17 protein-coding genes and 3 tRNA genes are annotated in these 18,995 nt (G+C 71.2%); 16 read left to right on the forward strand and 4 right to left on the reverse strand.

The features are described 5' to 3' along the window. Window positions 1-70 precede the first annotated feature (70 nt). Window positions 71-1,258, forward strand: coding sequence for an RNA polymerase sigma factor (locus tag ACFRU2_RS12870; RefSeq protein ID WP_382971302.1), 1,188 nt, complete (start codon window positions 71-73; stop codon window positions 1,256-1,258). A 77-nt stretch (window positions 1,259-1,335) separates the two neighbouring features. Here the strand turns inward: ACFRU2_RS12870 and ACFRU2_RS12875 are convergent, their stop codons facing one another. The 4 genes from ACFRU2_RS12875 to ACFRU2_RS12890 form a co-directional block, all read right to left on the reverse strand. Next, complete coding sequence (locus ACFRU2_RS12875) at window positions 1,336-3,258, reverse strand: ABC transporter ATP-binding protein (RefSeq protein WP_382971304.1); 1,923 nt, start codon at window positions 3,256-3,258, stop codon at window positions 1,336-1,338. Then, window positions 3,255-4,988: an ABC transporter ATP-binding protein gene (locus ACFRU2_RS12880; RefSeq protein WP_382971307.1), complete on the reverse strand. Its 1,734-nt coding sequence runs from the start codon at window positions 4,986-4,988 to the stop codon at window positions 3,255-3,257. Before ACFRU2_RS12880 ends, ACFRU2_RS12875 begins: the two co-directional genes overlap by 4 nt. A 150-nt stretch (window positions 4,989-5,138) precedes the next feature. Then, window positions 5,139-6,584 carry an FGGY family carbohydrate kinase gene (locus ACFRU2_RS12885; protein WP_382971310.1) on the reverse strand — a complete coding sequence of 482 codons (1,446 nt, stop codon included), beginning with the start codon at window positions 6,582-6,584 and terminating at the stop codon, window positions 5,139-5,141. Between the two features lie 171 nt (window positions 6,585-6,755). Then, window positions 6,756-7,064 (reverse strand): YtxH domain-containing protein, encoded by a 309-nt coding sequence (locus ACFRU2_RS12890; RefSeq protein WP_382971313.1) that lies wholly within the window; start codon window positions 7,062-7,064, stop codon window positions 6,756-6,758. Between the two features lie 146 nt (window positions 7,065-7,210). Here ACFRU2_RS12890 and ACFRU2_RS12895 point away from each other — a divergent pair. The 15 genes from ACFRU2_RS12895 to ACFRU2_RS12965 all read left to right on the forward strand — a co-directional run bounded on the left by ACFRU2_RS12895 (window position 7,211) and on the right by ACFRU2_RS12965 (window position 18,740). Then, window positions 7,211-7,283 (forward strand) — tRNA-Asn (locus ACFRU2_RS12895). Between the two features lie 5 nt (window positions 7,284-7,288). Continuing rightward, window positions 7,289-7,361, forward strand: a tRNA-Asn gene (locus ACFRU2_RS12900). Between the two features lie 189 nt (window positions 7,362-7,550). Next, window positions 7,551-7,627 (forward strand) — tRNA-Ile (locus ACFRU2_RS12905). An 86-nt stretch (window positions 7,628-7,713) separates the two neighbouring features. Beyond that, the gene (locus tag ACFRU2_RS12910) at window positions 7,714-7,839 is read left to right on the forward strand and encodes a hypothetical protein (RefSeq protein ID WP_382971316.1); all 126 of its coding nucleotides are present in this window, start codon (window positions 7,714-7,716) and stop codon (window positions 7,837-7,839) included. A gap of 429 nt (window positions 7,840-8,268) precedes the next feature. Next, window positions 8,269-8,658, forward strand: a complete 390-nt coding sequence (acpS, locus tag ACFRU2_RS12915) for a holo-ACP synthase (RefSeq protein ID WP_382971318.1) — start codon at window positions 8,269-8,271, stop codon at window positions 8,656-8,658. Window positions 8,659-8,660: 2 nt separating this feature from the next. After that, window positions 8,661-9,122 (forward strand): hotdog domain-containing protein, encoded by a 462-nt coding sequence (locus ACFRU2_RS12920; protein ID WP_382971320.1) that lies wholly within the window; start codon window positions 8,661-8,663, stop codon window positions 9,120-9,122. Continuing rightward, window positions 9,119-10,480 carry a beta-ketoacyl-[acyl-carrier-protein] synthase family protein gene (locus ACFRU2_RS12925; RefSeq protein WP_382971323.1) on the forward strand — a complete coding sequence of 454 codons (1,362 nt, stop codon included), beginning with the start codon at window positions 9,119-9,121 and terminating at the stop codon, window positions 10,478-10,480. The genes ACFRU2_RS12920 and ACFRU2_RS12925 overlap by 4 nt, the downstream gene beginning before the upstream one ends. Further along, entirely contained in the window at window positions 10,477-10,869 is a 393-nt protein-coding gene (locus ACFRU2_RS12930) for a 3-hydroxyacyl-ACP dehydratase FabZ family protein (RefSeq protein ID WP_382971326.1), read from the forward strand. Before ACFRU2_RS12925 ends, ACFRU2_RS12930 begins: the two co-directional genes overlap by 4 nt. Further along, window positions 10,866-12,167 (forward strand): beta-ketoacyl-[acyl-carrier-protein] synthase family protein, encoded by a 1,302-nt coding sequence (locus ACFRU2_RS12935; protein WP_382971329.1) that lies wholly within the window; start codon window positions 10,866-10,868, stop codon window positions 12,165-12,167. Before ACFRU2_RS12930 ends, ACFRU2_RS12935 begins: the two co-directional genes overlap by 4 nt. 2 nt (window positions 12,168-12,169) lie before the next feature. Beyond that, a complete protein-coding gene (locus ACFRU2_RS12940) occupies window positions 12,170-14,551 on the forward strand; it encodes a beta-ketoacyl synthase N-terminal-like domain-containing protein (RefSeq protein ID WP_382971332.1) in 2,382 nt (793 codons plus the stop codon). Beyond that, window positions 14,548-15,315, forward strand: a complete 768-nt coding sequence (locus ACFRU2_RS12945) for a 3-oxoacyl-ACP reductase family protein (RefSeq protein ID WP_382971335.1) — start codon at window positions 14,548-14,550, stop codon at window positions 15,313-15,315. Before ACFRU2_RS12940 ends, ACFRU2_RS12945 begins: the two co-directional genes overlap by 4 nt. A 59-nt stretch (window positions 15,316-15,374) precedes the next feature. After that, entirely contained in the window at window positions 15,375-16,916 is a 1,542-nt protein-coding gene (locus ACFRU2_RS12950) for an acyl-CoA carboxylase subunit beta (RefSeq protein ID WP_382971890.1), read from the forward strand. After that, window positions 16,913-17,146: an acyl-CoA carboxylase epsilon subunit gene (locus ACFRU2_RS12955; protein WP_382971337.1), complete on the forward strand. Its 234-nt coding sequence runs from the start codon at window positions 16,913-16,915 to the stop codon at window positions 17,144-17,146. The genes ACFRU2_RS12950 and ACFRU2_RS12955 overlap by 4 nt, the downstream gene beginning before the upstream one ends. Window positions 17,147-17,235: 89 nt before the next feature. Beyond that, the gene (locus tag ACFRU2_RS12960; RefSeq protein WP_382971339.1) at window positions 17,236-17,637 is read left to right on the forward strand and encodes an acyl carrier protein; all 402 of its coding nucleotides are present in this window, start codon (window positions 17,236-17,238) and stop codon (window positions 17,635-17,637) included. Between the two features lie 14 nt (window positions 17,638-17,651). After that, a complete protein-coding gene (locus ACFRU2_RS12965; RefSeq protein ID WP_382971342.1) occupies window positions 17,652-18,740 on the forward strand; it encodes a 3-oxoacyl-ACP synthase III family protein in 1,089 nt (362 codons plus the stop codon). Window positions 18,741-18,995 lie beyond the last annotated feature (255 nt).

Here is an 18,995-nt window from a genome sequence, read left to right on the forward strand (position 1 = left end):
GGACATGCGTCCGATCCGCATCGGGGTTCTGGTCCGGGGGTAACCATGGGTCACGCACCGGACCCAGAAAGTGGTCGCACGCCCCTCGTGGCAGCGATGTGTCGTACCCCACACTGAGGTGCGGTGCACCCGTCCTCGGAGCCCTGTGGAGGTCGCCCCCGTGCAGACCCAGAGCCTGACCGTCACCGTCAGCCCGCCCGCCGAAGTGCCCGCGGCCGAAGAGCCCGAGCCCGAGGCCGAGGCCGACGCCATGCACGAGGAGGAGGCCGGGGAATCGGAGGGCCCGGAGCTGCTGGAGAAGGTGCCCCCGCCGCGCAAGCGAACGGCGGAAGGCTCCGGCGGAGCGGGACCGTCCGCCGACCTCTTCCGGCAGTACCTGCGCGAGATAGGCAGGATCCCGCTGCTCACCGCCGTCGAGGAGGTCGAGCTCGCGCGGCGCGTGGAAGCGGGCCTGTTCGCGGAGGAGAAGCTCGGCAGCGGGGTCCCGCTCGATCTGCAGCTCACGCTCGACCTCGACAAGCTGGTCGTCATGGGCCGCATGGCCAAACGGCGTCTCATCGAGTCGAACCTGCGGCTCGTCGTCTCCGTCGCCAAGCGCTACGTCGGCCGCGGCCTCACCATGCTCGACCTGGTCCAGGAGGGGAACCTCGGACTGATCCGCGCCGTCGAGAAGTTCGACTACGCCCGCGGCTACAAGTTCTCCACCTACGCCACCTGGTGGATCCGCCAGGCCATGTCCCGCGCCCTCGCCGACCAGGCCCGGACCATCCGCGTCCCCGTCCACGTCGTCGAACTGATCAACCGCGTCGTGCGCGTCCAGCGCCGGATGCTCCAGGAGCGGGGGTACGAACCCACCGCCGAGGAGGTCGCCGTCCACCTGGAGCTGACCCCCGAGCGGGTCCTGGAGGTGCTGCGCCTGGCGCAGGAACCGGTCTCGCTCCACGCACCCGTGGGCGAGGAGGACGACGTCGCCCTCGGCGACCTCATCGAGGACGGGGACGCCGCCTCACCGGTCGAATCGGCCGCGTTCTTCCTGCTCCGCGAGCACCTGGAAGCGGTGCTCTCGACCCTCGGGGAGCGGGAGCGCAAGGTGGTCCAGCTGCGCTACGGGCTCGCCGACGGGCGGCCGCGCACCCTGGAGGAGATCGGCCGGATCTTCGGGGTGACCCGGGAGCGGATCCGCCAGATCGAGTCCAAGACCCTCAACAAGCTCCGCGACCACGCCTTCGCGGACCAGCTGCGCGGCTATCTGGACTGAGGAGTACGGGGACCGGGTACGGGAAAGGGGCGCCCCGAAGGGCGCCCCTCCCGATGCCGGACCGCCGGTCGGCCCCACTAGTCGACCTCGGCCACCGCCTGCGCGAACTGCGCCGCGTACAGCCGCGCGTACGCGCCGCCCGAGAGCAGCAGCTCCTCGTGCGTGCCCTGTTCCACGATCGAGCCGCTCTCCATCACCAGGATGAGGTCCGCGTCGCGGATCGTGGACAGCCGGTGCGCGATCACGAAGGACGTACGGCCGTGCGCGAGGCGCGCCATCGCCTTCTGGATGAGCACCTCGGTACGGGTGTCCACCGAGCTCGTCGCCTCGTCGAGCACCAGGATCACCGGGTCGGACAGGAACGCCCGCGCGATGGTGATCAGCTGCTTCTCGCCCGCGCTGACACCGGCGCCCTCGTCGTCCAGCACCGTGTCGTAGCCCTCGGGCAGGGTGCGGATGAACCGGTCGGCGTGGGCCGCCCGCGCGGCCTCCTCGACCTCGGCGCGCGTGACCTCGCGCGTGGCCCCGTAGGCGATGTTCTCCGCGAGGGTGCCGCCGAACAGCCAGGTGTCCTGGAGCACCATGCCGATGCCGCTGCGCAGTTCCTCGCGGGTCATCTTGGCGATGTCCACCCCGTCGAGGGCGATCTCCCCGCCCGTGACCTCGTAGAACCGCATCAGCAGGTTGACCAGCGTGGTCTTGCCGGCGCCGGTCGGGCCGACGATCGCGACCGTCTGACCGGGGTCGACGCTCAGCGAGAGGTTCTCGATCAGCGGCTTGTCCGGCTCGTAGCGGAAGGCGACCTTGTCGAAGGTGACCTGCCCGCGCAGGTTCTCCGGACGCTCGGGGACCTCCGCGTCCGCCTCCTGCTCCGGCGCGTCCAGCAGCTCGTAGACCCGCTCCGCGGAAGCGACGCCGGACTGCACCAGGTTCGCCATGGAGGCGACCTGCGTCAGCGGCATCGAGAACTGGCGCGTGTACTGGATGAAGGCCTGGACGTCACCGATCGACAGGGTGCCCGAGGCCACCTTCAGACCGCCGACGACCGCGACGAGCACGTAGTTGATGTTCGAGATGAACAGCATCACCGGCTGCATGATCCCGCTGACCAGCTGCGCCTTGAAGGAGGCCCGGTACAGCGCCTCGTTCTGCTCGGCGAACAGGGCCGCGGACTCCTTCTGCCGGCCGAAGACCTTGACCAGGGTGTGGCCCGAGTACATCTCCTCGACGTGCGCGTTCAGGGCGCCCGTGGTCTTCCACTGGGCCACGAACTGCGGCTGCGACTTCTTGCCGATCTTCGCGGCCACGTACGCCGACACCGGGATGGTCACCAGTGCGACCAGCGCCAGCACCGGCGAGATCCAGAACATCATCGCCAGCACGCCGACGATCGTCAGGAGCGAGTTGAGCAGCTGACCCATCGTCTGCTGGATCGTCTGGCCGATGTTGTCGATGTCGTTCGTGGCCCGGCTGAGTACCTCGCCGCGCTTCTGCTGGTCGAAGTACGACAGCGGCAGCCGCGACAGCTTCGCCTGGAGCTCCTCGCGCATCCGGTACACGGTGCCGTTCATGATGTGGTTCGACAGCCGTGTGGCGACGAGCATCAGCAGACCGGCGGCCGTGAAGACGGCCAGCGCCCACAGCGCCACCGCCCCGACCGCGCCGAAGTCGATGCCCTTGCCCGGGGTGAAGTCGGTGCCGGACAGCATGTCCGCCATCCCGCCCTCGCCCCTGGCGCGCAGACCGTCCAGTGCCTGCTGCTTGGTGAGGCCCTTCTCCATGTTCCGGCCGACGATCCCCGCGAACACGAGGTCGGTGGCCTCGCCGAGGATCTTCGGCCCGGTCACCGACGCGGCGACGCTGCCGACGACCGCGAGGATCATGCCCCACAGCTTGGCCCGGTCGCGCGCCAGCGCGCTCAGCAGCCGCTTCCCCGAGCCCTTGAAGTCCATGGACCGCGTGATCGGCGGTCCCATCATCCGTCCTCCGGGCCCGCTCACGCCGCCTCCGCTTCCGTCAGCTGGGAGAGCACGATCTCCCGGTAGGTCTCATTGCCGGCCATCAGCTCGTGGTGGCGCCCCTCGCCCACCACCTGCCCCTCGTCGAGGACGATGATCCGGTCCGCGTCGCGGATCGTGGAGACCCGCTGGGCGACGATGACCACGGTGGCCTCCTCGGTCTCGCGGGCCAGCGCGGAGCGCAGCGCCGCGTCCGTGGCGTAGTCCAGGGCCGAGAAGGAGTCGTCGAACAGGTAGATCTCCGGGCGCTGTACGAGCGTGCGCGCGATCGCGAGCCGCTGGCGCTGGCCGCCGGAGACGTTGGTTCCGCCCTGGGTGATCGGCGCGTCGAGCCCGCCCTCCAGCTCGGACACGAAGCCCTTGGCCTGCGCGACCTCCAGCGCGTGCCAGAGCTCCTCGTCGGTGGCGTCGGGGCGCCCGTAGCGCAGGTTGCTGGCGACCGTCCCGGAGAAGAGGTACGGCTTCTGCGGCACCATGCCGACCGTCCTGGCGAGCAGGTCGGGGTCGAGGCGCCGTACGTCCTCGCCGTCGACGAGCACGTCGCCGCCGGTGGCGTCGAAGAGCCGGGGGATCAGCCCCAGCAGCGTGGACTTGCCGCTGCCGGTCGAGCCGATCACCGCGGTGGTCTCGCCGGGGCGGGCCACGAGGTCGACCCCGCGCAGCACGGGGGCCTCGGCGCCCGGGTAGCGGAAGTCGGCGCCGCGCAGTTCCAGACGGCCGTGGTGGAGCAGCTTGCGGACCGGGTCGGTGGGCGGGATCACGCTGGATTCGGTGTCCAGGACCTCCTGGACGCGCTCGGCGCAGACCTCGGCGCGCGGCACCATCATGAACATGAAGGTGGCCATCATCACGGACATGACGATCTGCATCAGGTACGCGAGGAAGGCCGTCAGCTGGCCGATCTCCATGCCGCCGCTGTCGATGCGCATGGCGCCGAACCAGATGACGGCGACGCTGGAGATGTTCACGACCACGATCACGGTCGGGAACATCAGCGCGAGCAGCTTGCCGGCCGCCAGCGAGACGCCGGTGAGGTCGGCGTTGGCCTCGCGGAAGCGCTCCTTCTCGTAGTCGTCGCGGATGAAGGCGCGGATCACCCGGTTGCCGGTGATCTGCTCGCGCAGGACCCGGTTGACCGTGTCCAGACGCGTCTGCATCTGCCGGAACAGCGGGCGGGTCTTCAGCACGATCGCGCCGACCGACAGGCCGAGGATCGGGACCACGGCGAGCAGCACGCCCGAGAGCTTCACGTCCAGCGAGAGCGCCATGAAGATGCCGCCGACGCACATGATCGGCGCGGAGACCATCAGCGTGAAGGTCATCAGCACGAGCATCTGGATCTGCTGCACGTCGTTCGTCGTACGGGTGATCAGCGACGGGGCGCCGAAGTGGCCGAGCTCACGCGCGGAGAAACTCTGCACGCGGTCGAAGACGCCGGCCCGGACGTCCCGGCCGAAGGCCGCGGCGGTACGGGCCCCGTAGTAGACGGCGCCGACGTTGCAGACGAGCTGGATCAGCGAGACGCCGAGCATCAGGGCGCCGAAACGGAGGATGTAGCCGGTGTCGCCGTTGACGACACCGTTGTCAATGATGTCGGCGTTCAGCGTGGGCAGGTAGAGGCTCGCGCTGGTCTGCAGCAGTTGCAGCAGGACCAGCACGGAGATCGGTTTCCGGTACGGACCCAGGTGGGTCCGCAGAAGTCGTATGAGCACGCGCAGGCTCCGGTCGGCATGATCGAGGGGGTTCACTCCATCTTCTGCCAACGGGAGGCCGGAACCCACCGGATTTCGCAAAGCCCGGTCAAAAGGAGTAGAACGCCGGAGCTGCCGGGCCTAGGCCGCGCCTGCCGGGCCGAGACACCCCTAGCCCCGGAACGCCCCCGGGTGGATCTGGTCCCGGGTCGCGATGTACTGCTGGCGCGCGCCCTGCCAGGCCGGGTACTCCTCGTCCGGCTCGAACAGCTGCGCCGCGGGCGCCGGCCACACCGGCGGGGTGTTCGAGGCCGGGCCGCCCTGCGCCAGGCCGAGCGCCCAGGCGGCCTGCCGGGCCGCGCCCAGGGCCGCGTAGTCGGCCGGAGCCGGTACGAGGACCTGCGTGCCGAACAGTCCCGGAGCGAAGGCCTGCACGGCCGGCAGCTCGGCGGCCGCACCGAGCAGGAACACCCGGCGGATCTCCACCCCGCGGCTGCGCAGCACGTCGAGCGCGTCCACCAGCCCGCACAGCATGCCCTCGAAGGCGGCCCGCGCGAGGTGCTCCGGCTTCATGGAGTCCCGGCGCAGCCCCGACAGGGTTCCGGCGGTGTGCGGCAGGTTCGGCGTCCGCTCACCCTCCAGGTACGGCAGGAGTACGAGTCCGTGCGCGCCCGGGGTCGACTTCAGCGCGAGCTCGCTCAGCCCCTCCAGATCGGTGCCCAGCAGTTCGGCGGTGCCGCGCAGGGCCCGTACGGCGTTCAGGGTGTTCACCACCGGCAGGTGCCGCCCGGTGGCGTCGGCGAGGGAGGTGATCAGCCCGCCCGGCTCCGACAGCGCCTCGTGGTGCACCGCCATCACCGATCCGGACGCGCCCAGCGAGACCACGGCGTCGCCGGGTCCCATGCCCAGCCCGAGCGCGGCCGCCATGGTCTCCCCGGTGCCCGCGGAGATCAGCAGCCCCTCGGGCGTGGTCCCGGCGGCTTCGGCCGGGCCGAGCACCTCGGGCAGCAGCGCCCGGTGCCCCAGCGCGAGCTCGACCAGGTCGGGGCGGTAGGCGCCGGTGGCCGCCGACCAGTAGCCGGTACCGGAGGCGCCGCCGCGGTCGGTGGTGCGCCGCGCCGGGCGGCCCAGCAGCTGCCACACCAGCCAGTCGTGCGGGGACATCAGGACGGCCACCCGCCGGGCCGCCTCCGGCTCGGTACGGGCCAGCCAGGCGAGCTTCGCGATGGGCTGTGCGGCGTGGGGGACGGAGCCGACGGCTTCGGCCCAGGCCTGCCGGCCGCCGAAGGACTCGATCAGGTCGGCGGCGGCGGCCTGGCCGCGCTTGTCGTTGCCGATCAGGGCCGGGCGGACGAGGCCGCCCTGCGCGTCCAGCGGCAGCAGCCCGTGCTGCTGCGCGGAGACCCCGATGGCCTGTACCCCTTCGAGGAGCCCGCCGCCGGCGGCCTCGCCGAGCGAGAGCAGCCAGGCCTGTGGATCGGTCTCGTGCGGCACCGCCTCGCCGGTGGGCTGCGGATGAGGGGCGTACCCCTGGCGCAGCACGGCGCCCGTCTCGGTGTCACAGACGACGATGCGTGTGAACGCGGAAGAGCTGTCCAGCCCGGCGACTATCCCCATGCGGAGAATTCTGCCGCACGCGGGGGCGGTCTCGACCGCCCCGGCGTGCGCGGGATGGGCGCCGTCCCTTATGTGGAGCCCCGCGCGGGCGACCGGGCGGGACCGGACGCGTCCGCGCGGGACCCCGGCGAGGGGCCCTCGGGTGAGGACCCCTGCTGCGGCCGGGGCCGGTCAGGTGTTGCTGGTGCCCCAGTCGTCCTCGGCCGCGCCATTGCTGCCGACCCGTGCCCGCAAGCCCCGTACGCGTCCGGCCAGGGCGTCCGGCACCGCGTCGCCCACCTTGTCGCTCACCGCGGCGAAGGCCTTGCCGGCGAACTCCCGGCTGCTCTGACCGGCGCTCTCGGCGGCGTTGCGGACCGCGGGGTTCTGCGCGAACTCGCGCGCGGACTTCTTCAACTGTTCATACCGCTCGCGTCCGGCCCGGGTTCCGAGCACGTACCCGAGGGCCAGCCCGACCGCGAACGTGACCTTGTACCGCATGCCTGCCACCCTTCGTCGTGTGGTGCCCGGCCCGCTGGCGATACCGATTGGCGGAGCACCCCCCTGCTTGCGCTAATCTATGACTCGCAACGGGCGCTCGCCCCCTGGCCAAGGCCGGAGGTGGGCTGTTCGGTGCAACGCAGCAATCCCCTGTAGCTCAATTGGCAGAGCAGCCGACTGTTAATCGGCAGGTTACTGGTTCGAGTCCAGTCGGGGGAGCGCGGTCCCCTGTAGCTCAATTGGCAGAGCAGCCGACTGTTAATCGGCAGGTTACTGGTTCGAGTCCAGTCGGGGGAGCAAGAAGGAATGAGGACCCCCGGTGGGTCCTTTTTTCTTTTTTCTGCCCTCCTCACGCAACCGGGCAGCGCCCGGCGCGGTCTCTCTGGGCAGGCGAAGCCGATCATGCGAGGCATCCGAGGCAGGAGATCGTATGAGCGGCTATGCTGCGGCAGACGGCGCGCACACATGTACGCGCCACGCCGTGAAGGGGCGGTAGCTCAGCCGGTTAGAGCAGCGGACTCATAATCCGTCGGCCGTGGGTTCGAGTCCCACCCGCCCCACCACCGCGGTCAGGAGAAACGTCCTGACCTGTGGAGACGCTTCACTTGCGGAGGTGGAAACCCCGCATCGGTGCAGCGATCGTGCGGCGTTGCCCGTCTCCGGAGACCCTGTAGAGGCTCGCGAGGCGTCCGGGCCCATCGCCGGCAAGGTTCCGCTGCCCGTGATCCAGGCCCGGTCGGGCCACGAGTCGATCACCGCCACGGTGGACCGCTAGGCCGTCGACCGGGCCATGGGCCCCTCGCGGCCGGCGGTGGACGCGCAAGCGGTGTGAAAGGTCTGGGCACACCCGGACCCGCCCCGGAGCACGCGGTGGCCCTTGTGCAGGCGAGGCCGGCTGCTGCCCGGCGTAGGTTGTCCCGCTCCCGCTCCCGCTCCCCCTCCCGGTGCCGTTCCTTCTCTGCCCTGGCCGGCCGTGCGTTCTCCGCCCGCAGCCGGGCCGACTCGCCCACTGGGCCCTGCGAGGTGCCGTCGCCTGCCTGGCGGCCGTCCGCGTCGCGCACCCCCGTGCGCAGCATCCCGGAATTGACGTCGCCTCGGATCCCGTACGACCGCGTCCGGATACATCCGCACGCCGGTGTATCCGCGAGGGCACGGACCGGATCTCTCAGTGCAGTGCCGGAACGGATGACGGGGGAATGCTGGCGTGACGACACGGATCGCGGTCGGAGTGGATCTGGTCGAAGTGGACCGGGTCCGCAGGCTGCTGGCGGACAACCCCGCCGCGGAAGAGGACATCTTCACCGGGCGCGAGCGCGCCTACTGCGCCGCGAAACGCAATCGTCTCGCCCACCTCGCGGCGCGGTTCGCCGCCAAGGAAGCCGTCCTGAAGGCGCTCGGCACCGGGCTCGGTCCCGGCACGCGCTGGACCGATGTGGAGGTGGTCAACACCCCGCTCGGACGGCCCCGGGTGCGCCTGTCCGGCGGGGCCGGGGACCGGGCGGCACAGGCCGGGGCCTCCTCGGTGGAGCTCTCGCTCTCCCACAGCGGGGAGTACGCCATCGCCCACGCCGTGATGTTCCTAGACGAAGGATGACGATGCGTTTCCATCTGATCGACCGAATCGACACCTGGGATGCGGGGCGCACCATCAGGGCCCGCAAACTCACCTCCTGGTTGGAGGACTTCTGGCGGGACGAGGGCCACGGCCCCCAGATGCCCGAGCCGCTCATCCTGGAAGCCCTCTGCCAGGCCGGAACCTGGCTGATCATCGCGACCACCGGAGTACGGCAGCGCGCCGCGCTCCTCTCGGTGGACGGGGTCTCCTTCCACGAGCCGGTACGTCCCGGGGACGTCCTGGTACTGGAGGGGACGGTCGAGTCCATGGGCGAGGAGACCGCGGTCCTCTCCGGCACCGCGTCGGTGAACGGCAGGACCGTGATGAAGGCCGAGGCCGTGATGTGCGCCCTGCTGCCCGCGGAGGACCTGGAGGACCCCGAGGACACGCGGCGGATGCTGGAACGGCTCACCCGGGTACCGGCCGGCGGTGGTCGCCGATGAACCGGATGAAGCCGACGGGGCCCGTGAAGGCGGTGGACTCCTTGGCGGGGCTCAAGCGGGTCGCCATCACCGGGGTCGGCGCCGTCACCCCTCTCGGCAACACCGCCGCGCAGACCTGGCAAGGCCTTGCCGAGGGCCGCAGCGGCGTGAGCGCCCTGGAGACCTTCGACGCCTCCACCTTCCCCGTCCGGATCGCCGGCCAGGTCAAGGACTTCGACCCGAAGAGCGTGGCTCCCGCCAAGCAACGGCGCCACCTCTCGCGCGCCGCACTGTTCGCGCTCGCCGCCGCCCAGGAGGCAGTGGCGGACGCGGGCGAGGGATGGGGCGCCACCGATCCGTACGACCGGGGTGTGGCCGTGGCCGGCACGGTCGGCAGGCCCGAACTCCAGGAACTGGTGGACATGTCGCACCAGTTGCGCACCAGCGACTTCCGCGATCTGTACCGGCAGGCCCCCGGGGACGTACTGCTGCGCAACCAGAACGTCGGGGTTGCCGCGATCGCCCGGGCCGGGGACTGCCGCGGCCCCATGGTCAGTGTCTCCACCGCCTGCGCCGGTGCCGCGCACGCGATCGGCGAGGCCTACCGGCGCATCCAGGAAGGCGAGTGCGCGTCGATGCTCGCCGGCGGCTTCGACGCGCTGACGACCTGGATGGACGTCCTCGGCTTCTCGCTGCTCGGCGCGATCACCGACCGCTGGAACGACGAACCCGAGCGGGCTTCCCGCCCCTTCGACTCCGACCGCTCCGGCTTCGTCCTCGGTGAGGGCGCGGTCATCGTGGCCCTGGAGGACTGGGACGGCGCGGTGGCACGCGGCGCCCGGATCCACGGCGAACTCGTCGGCTACGGCTCGACGCTGAACGCCTACCGGATCACCGACTCGCCGCCGGACGGCGGCGGCGCGATCTCCGCGATGCGGGACGCGGTGGCGGAATCGGGTCTCGGCACGGACGGCATCGACTACATCGCCGCGCACGGGACGTCCACGCCCGGCAATGACGCCAGCGAGACCCTTGCCATCCGGGAGGTCTTCGGGGAGTACGCCGAGGAGCTGTGCGTGAGTTCGCCCAAGTCCATGACGGGGCACCTCACTTCGGCGGCGGCAGGGGTCAATCTGATCGCCGCGCTCGGCGCCATCCGTGAGGGTCTGGTGCCACCGACCATCAACATCGACCGCCCCGATCCCCGGCTCGGTCTCGACTACGTGCCGAACGAGGCCGTACGTCGCCCGGTACGCGCCGCTCTGGTCAACGCCTTCGCGTTCGGCGGCACCAACGCCTGCTTCGTGGTCAAGGCCGCGAGGGGCGGAGGGACGGGCGAGGGACCGGGCGAAGGACTGAGTGGAGGCAAGGCAGCATGACAGTGTTCGACGAAGTTCTCGATGTGGTGCCGGGCGAGCGGGCCGTCGCCGTCCGCAACGTCCCCGGCACACTGCACGTGTTCGCCACTCACTTCCCCCGGTTCCCCGTCCTGCCGGGCGTGCTGATCCTGGACGACATCGTCCGGGCCGCCCGCCTCGCCGCGCCGAAGGCGCCGCGGGGCTCCCGCTGGGTGCTGGCCGAGGCGCGGCGGGTGCGCTACCGCCATTTCGCCGGGCCCGGTGACCGGCTGGAGATCAGCGTCAAGGTGATCGAGGCGACCGAGTCGTCCGTCACGTTCAAGGCGGCGGTCAGCGTGGACGGGCGGGACATCACCACCATCCGTGAACTCCGCCTGGACAAGCGGGACAAGAGCGAGGTGGCGGCATGAGACGGGTCGCGGTCACCGGCATCGGAGTGCTCACCGCCCTCGGCGACGGCCGGAGCGAGAACTGGAAGGCGCTCCTCGACGGGCACAGCGGCATCGGGCCGATCCAGGGGTACGACCCCTCCTCGCTCTCCACCCGGATCGCCGCCGAGCTGGCGGACTTCAAGGCCACCCGGTACGCCCCCCGCAAGTCCCTGCGGATGACCACGCGCAACGACCAGCTCGCCATCGCGGGCGCAGCGTTGGCGGTCGAGGACGCCGGGCTCGACCTCGAGGCGGCCGGGTACGACCCGCAGCGGGCCGGAGTGTTCGTCGGAGGCAACAAGGAGATCTCCAATCCGGAGCATCTGCTGGAGGGCAGTCTGGCGGGCCGGCGCGAGGACGGCCGGGCGGATCTGCGGCAGCTCGGCGAGCGCGCCTCGTCCGCCTTCTACCCGCTGTACTTCGTGGAGGGCCTGCAGTCCGCCTCGCTCTTCCACCTCTCGCACGCGCATGGATTCAAGGGCGCCAATTCCTACTACCACGGCACCGCCGACGCCGGAGTGACGGCGCTCGCCCGGGGCTTCCGCTCGATCCGCCACGGTGAGTCCGATGTGGTGATCGCCGGCGGCTTCGACGATGCCGCGTCCTGGTGGGTGATGTCCAAGATGGACGGCCTCGGCGTGCTCACCACCCGTAACCAGGCGGGCGCGGCCGCCTTCCGTCCGTACGACCGGGAGCGCAGTGGCTCGGTGCTGGGCGAGGGCTCGGCCTTCCTGGTCCTCGAGGAATGGGAGTCCGCGCGGCGCCGCGGCGCCCATGTGTACGCGGAGGTCGGCGGCTTCGGCGCGACCCAGGACCCCGACCTGGTCACCCCGCACCCGGACGGCGTGCCGCTGGCCGCCGCGGTGCGGCGGGCGCTGCGCGAGGCCGGGGTGGACGCCGGTGACGTCGACTACGTGGCCGCCCACGGATGCGCGACGCGACTCGGCGACCGCACCGAGGCGCGGGCGCTGACCCGGGTGTTCGGACGCGACTCCGCTACCGCGGCGGGCAGCGTCAAACCGGCCACCGGCCATCTCGTCGCCGGCGCGGGCGCGCTGAACGCGGCGGTCTGCGCGATGGCGATCGACGGCTCGGCGCTCCCGCCGACGCTGGGCTTGGACCGGATCGATCCGGAGTGCGCGGGGATGGACTGGGTGGCCGGGCAGGCCCGCGAGCAACAGGTGCGGCACACCGTGGCGATCGGCCGCGGGCTGGAAGGACAGCAGACGGCGCTCGTACTGAGCGCCCCCGTCGAACAGGCTCAGAGGGGGAATTGACGATGGACCCACAGCACAGGGGCAGCGGAGTGACCGTGGTGGGTGCGGGGGCGATCTCGGCGCTGGGGCCCACTGCCCGGCACCTATGGGACGGCGCGCGGCGGGGGGAGGTCGGCATCCGTCCCGTACAGGCCCTGGAGATGAACGGGCTCGGCACCAAGCTCGGCGGCGAGGTGACGGACCCGGTGGAGCCCTCGCGCGGCTACCGGCATCCGGACGGATTCCGCGAGCGCGCGATCGAACTCGCCCTGGTGGCCGCCGAGGAGGCGATGGCGGCACTGCCCGCGGGTCTGGTGGACTCCGAGCGGTTCGGCGTCGTGCTCGGCACCTGCAATGCCGGGCTGCTTTCGGGCCGGGAGTGGCTTCGGGCCGTACTCGACGGTGAAGTCCCGGATCCGGAACTGCCGTTGCTGGTCACTCCGCAGGCGCTGGCCGAGTCGGTGGGCGCGGCCTTCCGGCTGCGCGGCCCGGTGCTCGCGGTGAACACCGCGTGCGCCTCGGGCGCCAACGCGATCGGGCTCGCCGCCGATCTGCTGCGCGCGGGCCGGGCCGATGCCGTGCTCGCCGGTGGCAGCGACGCCTTCTCGGACGTCTGCTTCGCCGGGTTCAACGCGCTCCAGTCGCTGTCGCCCGAGCCTGCCGCCCCGTACGACGCGGGGCGGCAGGGGCTCTCGCTCGGCGAGGGCAGCGGCATGGTCGTGCTGGTCCGTTCCGACTTCGCCCGCGAGCACGGGCTGACCGGCATCGCCGACATCGCCGGCTACGGACTCTCCGCAGACGGCTTCCACTCCACCGCCCCGCAGCCGGAGGGCAGGGGCGCGGCCCGGGCCATCGTGTCGGCGCTTCGGCTGTCCGGGATCACGCCGGCGCAGATCGGCTACGTCAACGGGCACGGCACCGGCACCCCGAAGAACGACCCGGCAGAGACCAACGCCATCCGGCTCGCGCTCGGCGAGGTGGAGGCGGCCCGTACGCCGGTCTCCAGTACCAAGTCCATGATCGGCCACATGCTCGGCGCCGCCGGGGCGGCCGAGGCCATCGTGACGGCGCAGGCGCTGGCCGACCAGCTGGCGCCGCCCACCGCCGGGTACACCACGCCCGATCCCGACTGCCCGCTCGACTACATCCCGGGACCTGCCAGGCCCTTGGACACCGGTGCCGCCCTCTCCAACAACTTCGCCTTCGGCGGGGCCAATGCCTCGCTGGTGCTGACCAGGACGGCGGACGGCCACTGCCCGCCGCAGCCGGAGACCGATCGAGTGGTGATCACCGGCATCGGGCTGCTCAGCCCGGCCGGCTCCACGTCGGCCGAGGTCTGGTCGGCCTACACCCGTGGCCAGTGCCCGGTGGAATGGGACGGCGGACTGCGCGCCGGCCGGGTCGCCTTCGACCCCGACCCGTATCTGACGAAGCGCGAGCGCCGCCGGATGGACCGGCTCGCCCAGTTCTCCATCGCAGCCACCGCCAAGGCTCTCGCGGACGCGGGCTTCGAGCCCGGCAGCGCGGCGGCCGAGGCGCTCGGCATCGTCTTCGGCACCGGTACGGGACCCATGGAGGCGATGGAGAAGTTCACGACTCCGCTGCTCGCCGAGGGGCCCGCCGCCGCCGACCCGTCCGTCTTCCCGAACACCGTCTACAACCAGGCCGCCGGGCAGGTCGCCATCCACCTCGGTCTGCGCGGACCGACGTCCACGCTCTCGGTGGGCCACGCCACCGGCGCCGCCGCGCTCGCCTACGCCGCGGATCTCCTGGCGGCCGGCCACGCCGACGCCCTGGTGTGCACGGTCACCGACACGCTGACCGAGCAGGTGGGCCGGGCGTACGCGGCGGTCGGCGCGGCCTCGACGCGGGAGCCGGGTGAGGCGGCCGACGGACGGTTCACGCTCGCCGAGGGCAGCGTCGCCGTCGTTCTGGAGCGGCGCTCCGCGGCGATCGCGCGCGGTGCCACCGTCCTGGGCGAGGTGCTCGGCCACGGCATGGCCTCCGACGCCAGCCGGGCCCGGCTCTGGGACGCGCGCGGCCGGGGCCTGGAGCGCGCGATGCGTGCGGCCCTGGACGACGCCGGGCTGGCGCCGACCGGTGTGGACGCGGTGTGGCTCGCCGCGGCCGGGCTGAGAGCCGCCGACGCCGCCGAGAGCCAGGCGGTGCAGCGGCTGTTCCACCCCTACGGGGTCCCGCCGTTGCACGCGCCGAAGATCGTCCTCGGCGAGCCGATGGGTGTCGGCGGGGCGCTGACGCTCGCGCTCGCCCTGCACCAGGGCCGGCTCGGTGGCCGCCCGGTGCTGTTGAACAGCTCCTCCCTCGGCGGCAGCCATGTGTCGCTGGCCGTGCGCTGCGGCGTCGAGGAATCCCGTACCACCACTACGTCTGGAGAAGCCCGATGAAGCTCCAAGGACAGATCGCCCTCGTCACCGGCGGTTCCCGCGGCATCGGTGCCGCCGTCTGCCGCCGGCTGGCCGCCGACGGTGCCGCGGTCGCCATCAACTACCGCAGCTCCGAGGGCCCGGCGAAGGAGCTGGCCCGTGAGATCGAGGCGGCCGGCGGGCGCGCGATCACCGTGCACGGCGATGTCGCGGACCCCGCCGACGCCCTGGAGATGGTCCGCCAGACCGTTGACGACCTCGGCGGTCTGGACATCCTGGTCAACAACGCCGGGGTGGCCCAGGACGCGCTCATCTTCACCATGGAGATGGACGACTGGCTGGACGTCATGAAGGTCAACTTCGGCGGCGTCTTCCACTGCACCAAGGCCGCGCTGCCGCACTTCATGAGCAAGGGCGCGGGCGTGATCGTCAATGTCTCCTCCGTCATGGGTGAGCGCGGCTGGGTCGGCGAGTCCAACTACGCCGCGTCCAAGGGCGCGGTCAACGCCTTCACCCGCTGCTGCGCCATGGAGGCGGCGCGCTTCGGCATCCGGGTCAACGCGGTACTGCCCGGTTTCGCCCCCACCGATCTGGTGGCGGGTCTGACGGAGGGCGCCACCGGCCGCTCCATCAAGAAGCAGATCCCGATGCGCGACTTCGGCGAGGTCGAGCAGATCGCGGACGTGGTCCGCTTCCTGAGCGGCCCCGAGTCCTCGTACATGACCGGCTCGCTGGTCAACGTGGACGGCGGCGCGATGACCGCGCTGGGTCTGGGGCGCCCATGAGCAGCCTCGGAGATACCGCGCTGCGCACCGCTGCCCGCGACGAGCTGCCGCGCGAGACGATGGAGCAGCGGGCGGACGAACTGCGCATCATCAAGGAGGAGTTGTACGCGGGGGATTCGGCTGCCACCGAACGCCAGCGCGCCAAGGGCAAGCTGACCGTCCGCGAGCGCATCGAACTCCTCCTGGACAAGGACTCGTTCACCGAGATCGAGCCGCTGCGCCGGCATCGTGCCACCGACTTCGGCATGGACCGCCGGCGCCCGCACGGCGACGGTGTCGTCGCCGGGTGGGGCCGGGTGCACGGCCGTGAAGTCCTGCTGTATGCCCATGACTTCAGAATCTTCGGCGGCGCGCTCGGCGAGGCGCACGCCCAGAAGATCCACAAGGTGATGGATCTGGCCGAGGCCAGTGGCGTACCGCTGATCTCGCTCTGCGACGGTGCCGGGGCGCGCATCCAGGAGGGAGTGACCGCGCTCGCCGGGTACGGCGGGATCTTCAGCCGCAACGTCCGGGCCTCCGGTCTCATCCCGCAGATCAGTGTCGTGCTCGGACCCTGCGCGGGCGGAGCCGCCTATTCCCCCGCACTGACCGATTTCGTCTTCATGGTGCGCGGCACCTCGCAGATGTTCCTGACCGGGCCCGATGTGGTCCAGGCCGTCACCGGTGAGAAGCTCACCCAAGACGAACTGGGCGGCGCGGACATGCACTCCCAGGTCTCCGGCCTTGCGGCGTTCGCCCATGACGACGAGGAGTCCTGCTTCGAGGACGTACGCCACCTGCTGTCGCTGCTGCCGTCCAACAACCGGGAGATGCCTCCGGCCGAGGTCCCCGAGGATCCGGCGGACCGCTCGGGCGACGCGCTCTTCGACATCGTCCCCGTCGATCCGCAGGCCGCCTACGACATGCGCAAGGTGATCGAGGAGATCGTCGACGACGGCGACTTCTTCGAGGTGCACGAGGGCTGGGGCACCAGTCTGATCTGCGCCCTGGCGCGGCTGGACGGACACACGGTGGGTGTCATCGCCAACCAGCCGATGCAGATGGCCGGCGTCCTGGACATCCACTCGTCGGAGAAGGGCGCCAGGTTCGTCCAGACCTGTGACGCCTTCAACATCCCACTGGTCACGCTGGTGGACGTGCCGGGCTTCCTGCCCGGGGCCGACCAGGAGCGCGGCGGGATCATCCGGCACGGCGCCAAGCTGCTGTACGCGTACTGCAATGCCACCGTTCCCCGGATCCAGGTCATCGTGCGCAAGGCGTACGGCGGTGCGTACATCGTGATGGACTCCCGCTCCATCGGCACCGACCTGTCCTTCGCCTGGCCCACCAACGAGATCGCGGTGATGGGCGCGGAGGGCGCCGCCAATGTCGTCTTCCGCAAGCGGATCGCCGCGGCCGACGATCCGGAGGCGGAGCGCGCCGAGGTCATCGAGGACTACAAGCGCACCCTGATGCATCCGTACTACGCGGCGGAGCGCGGACTGGTCGACGATGTCATCGACCCGCGCGACACCCGTTCGGTGCTCATCCGCTCGCTGGCACTGCTGCGCGCCAAGTACGTACCGCTGGTGCAGCGCAAGCACGGGAATCCGCCGCAGTGAGCGGCTCCGTGGAGCCGACCGCGGCCGGCGGCGGCCCCGCCTCGGAGGAGCTCTACGCGGTGCTGAGCGGCAACCCCACCCCGGAGGAGCTCTGCGCGGTGCTGGTGGCCCTGCGGCTCGCCTCAGCGCCTGCGGCGGCCCCCGCACACCCGAAGTCCGTGCGCCGCACGGACCCCTGGCCGGTGCCGCGTTCCGCACCACCGGTCCCGCCCGTTTCCTGGGCGCGCTGATCACGGTGTATCCGCAGCCCGTGTCGACAGATCTGACAGTACGAGAACACCAAGCACGCTGCTCCCATCCCAGTCCCGGAGGACCATCCATGGATCGCAACACCATCGTCGAGGCCGTGAACGAAGCAGTCATCGACGCCCTGGGCGCCGAGACCGACGAGGTCGTGCCCGAGGCCACCCTGCTGGACGACCTGGGCGCCGAATCGATCGACCTGCTCGACATCCTGTTCCGCCTGGAGCGCTCGCTCGGCATCAAGATCCAGGCGGCGGAGCTGGCGGCCTATGTCCAGGGCGGCATACCGGACGAGGAGTTCGGCGACGAGAACGAGATCGTCTCGGCGGCCGGCCTGGCCCAGCTGAAGAAGGTCATGCCGCAGATCGACACCGCCGATCTCACCGGCAAGCTCCAGGCAACCCGGGTCATGGGCCTGTTCACCGTCGACAACCTGGTGGGCCTGGTCGAGCACCGCGCCGCGCTCGCCGCAGTCTGAGGGGGCCGTACCAGATGACCGCAGTACACATCATCGGCACCGGCGGCTATCAGCCCGGTGACCCGATCTCCACCGAGGAGATCGCGCGCCTCGTCGGGCCGCTGCCCGACGAGGTGCGCGAGGGCCTCTCGATCGAGCGCCGGTTCTGGATGATCGACCCGGCCACCGGCGAACACCGCGAGAACAACTCGGACATGGCCTACAAGGCCGCCGTACGGGCTCTGGACTCGGCCGGTCTGGAAGCCGGCGACATCGACCTGATCATCCTCGCCACCGGCACCCCCGACTACCCGCTGCCGCCGCTGGTCAACATGGTCCAGGAGCGTCTCGGTCTCGTCCGCTGCGCCACCCTGGAGATCCGCTCGGGCGGCGCGGGCGTCGTCCAGGGCCTGGATGTCGCCCGGATGTATCTGGAGGCGGGGGTCTACAAGACCGCGCTGGTGATCGGGAGCGAGGCCATCTCCCCGGTACTGGCGCCGATCTTCCTCGGCAAGGATCCGTACAAGATCCGCATGCGGGACCGGATGCCGGTCTACATGTTCGGCGACGGCGCGGGAGCGATCGTGCTGCGCGCCGACGAGAGCGCGGAGTCCGGCGGTCTCCTGGGCGCCGCGATGGAGGCCATCGGCGGCGACCGCAAGGCCGGCATCCACTCGGTGGGCGGTGGCACCCATGCGCCGATCCACGAGCAGCTCAAGGCCAAGCGGCTCGTCGACCTGAAGGTCGACGTCGTCGGTGCCGGGGACTTCACGCCCGTGATGGTCACCGAGGCGATCAGCAGCACACTGCGGCACAGCAAGGTGGACGTCGACTCCATCGACCTCTGTCTGATTCCCGAGGGGAACGTCGGGTGGATGCTCGACGCGCTGCAGGAGCTGGGCCTCGACACCGCCGAGTGGAAGGCGCTCGACGGCAAGGTCTTCGACAGCCTCTCCACCATGGGGGCCGTCGGCTGCGCCGCGGTGCCGCTCTTCCTCGACGACGCCTGGCGTACCGGCCGGATCAAGCCGGGCGACCGGCTGATGCTGGTCGGCGTCGAGTCCACCAAGTGGATCTACGCGGGTGCTGTCGTGGACTGGACCGCGGCCGCCCCGGCGGGCTGAGAAGGGAACCGGTCATGACGTCCCGTACCAGCCCACAGCCGTCGGCGGCCGCGACGGCGCTCGGTGGCGCGGTCGTGGCCGGGCAGTTCCGGCAGGCGATGGGGAGGTTCCTCACCGGCGTGGCGGTGGTCACGTCGTGGGGGGCCGAAAGGCCTCACCGGGACCCAGCCTCCCCTCTTGCACCCCTCTCCCCCCCCCCCCCCCCCCCCCTTGTTCCCCCTCGCCCCACCCCCCCCCGCCCCCACCCACACCACC

The organism is Streptomyces sp. NPDC056883 (assembly GCF_042788835.1).
GTDB lineage: Bacteria > Actinomycetota > Actinomycetes > Streptomycetales > Streptomycetaceae > Streptomyces > Streptomyces stoeckheimensis.

What these genes read in the sequence shown, in the direction of transcription:
- ACFRU2_RS12925 (WP_382971323.1), top strand. Translation starts at nt 9,119, where the DNA reads ATGAACCGGATGAAGCCGACGGGGCCCGTGAAGGCGGTGGACTCCTTG.
- ACFRU2_RS12935 (WP_382971329.1), top strand. Translation starts at nt 10,866, where the DNA reads ATGAGACGGGTCGCGGTCACCGGCATCGGAGTGCTCACCGCCCTCGGC.
- ACFRU2_RS12950 (WP_382971890.1), top strand. Translation starts at nt 15,375, where the DNA reads ATGGAGCAGCGGGCGGACGAACTGCGCATCATCAAGGAGGAGTTGTAC.
- ACFRU2_RS12945 (WP_382971335.1), top strand. Translation starts at nt 14,548, where the DNA reads ATGAAGCTCCAAGGACAGATCGCCCTCGTCACCGGCGGTTCCCGCGGC.
- ACFRU2_RS12930 (WP_382971326.1), top strand. Translation starts at nt 10,477, where the DNA reads ATGACAGTGTTCGACGAAGTTCTCGATGTGGTGCCGGGCGAGCGGGCC.
- ACFRU2_RS12885 (WP_382971310.1), bottom strand. Translation starts at nt 6,584, where the DNA reads ATGGGGATAGTCGCCGGGCTGGACAGCTCTTCCGCGTTCACACGCATC.
- ACFRU2_RS12965 (WP_382971342.1), top strand. Translation starts at nt 17,652, where the DNA reads ATGACCGCAGTACACATCATCGGCACCGGCGGCTATCAGCCCGGTGAC.
- ACFRU2_RS12920 (WP_382971320.1), top strand. Translation starts at nt 8,661, where the DNA reads ATGCGTTTCCATCTGATCGACCGAATCGACACCTGGGATGCGGGGCGC.
- ACFRU2_RS12890 (WP_382971313.1), bottom strand. Translation starts at nt 7,064, where the DNA reads ATGCGGTACAAGGTCACGTTCGCGGTCGGGCTGGCCCTCGGGTACGTG.
- ACFRU2_RS12960 (WP_382971339.1), top strand. Translation starts at nt 17,236, where the DNA reads ATGGATCGCAACACCATCGTCGAGGCCGTGAACGAAGCAGTCATCGAC.
- ACFRU2_RS12940 (WP_382971332.1), top strand. Translation starts at nt 12,170, where the DNA reads ATGGACCCACAGCACAGGGGCAGCGGAGTGACCGTGGTGGGTGCGGGG.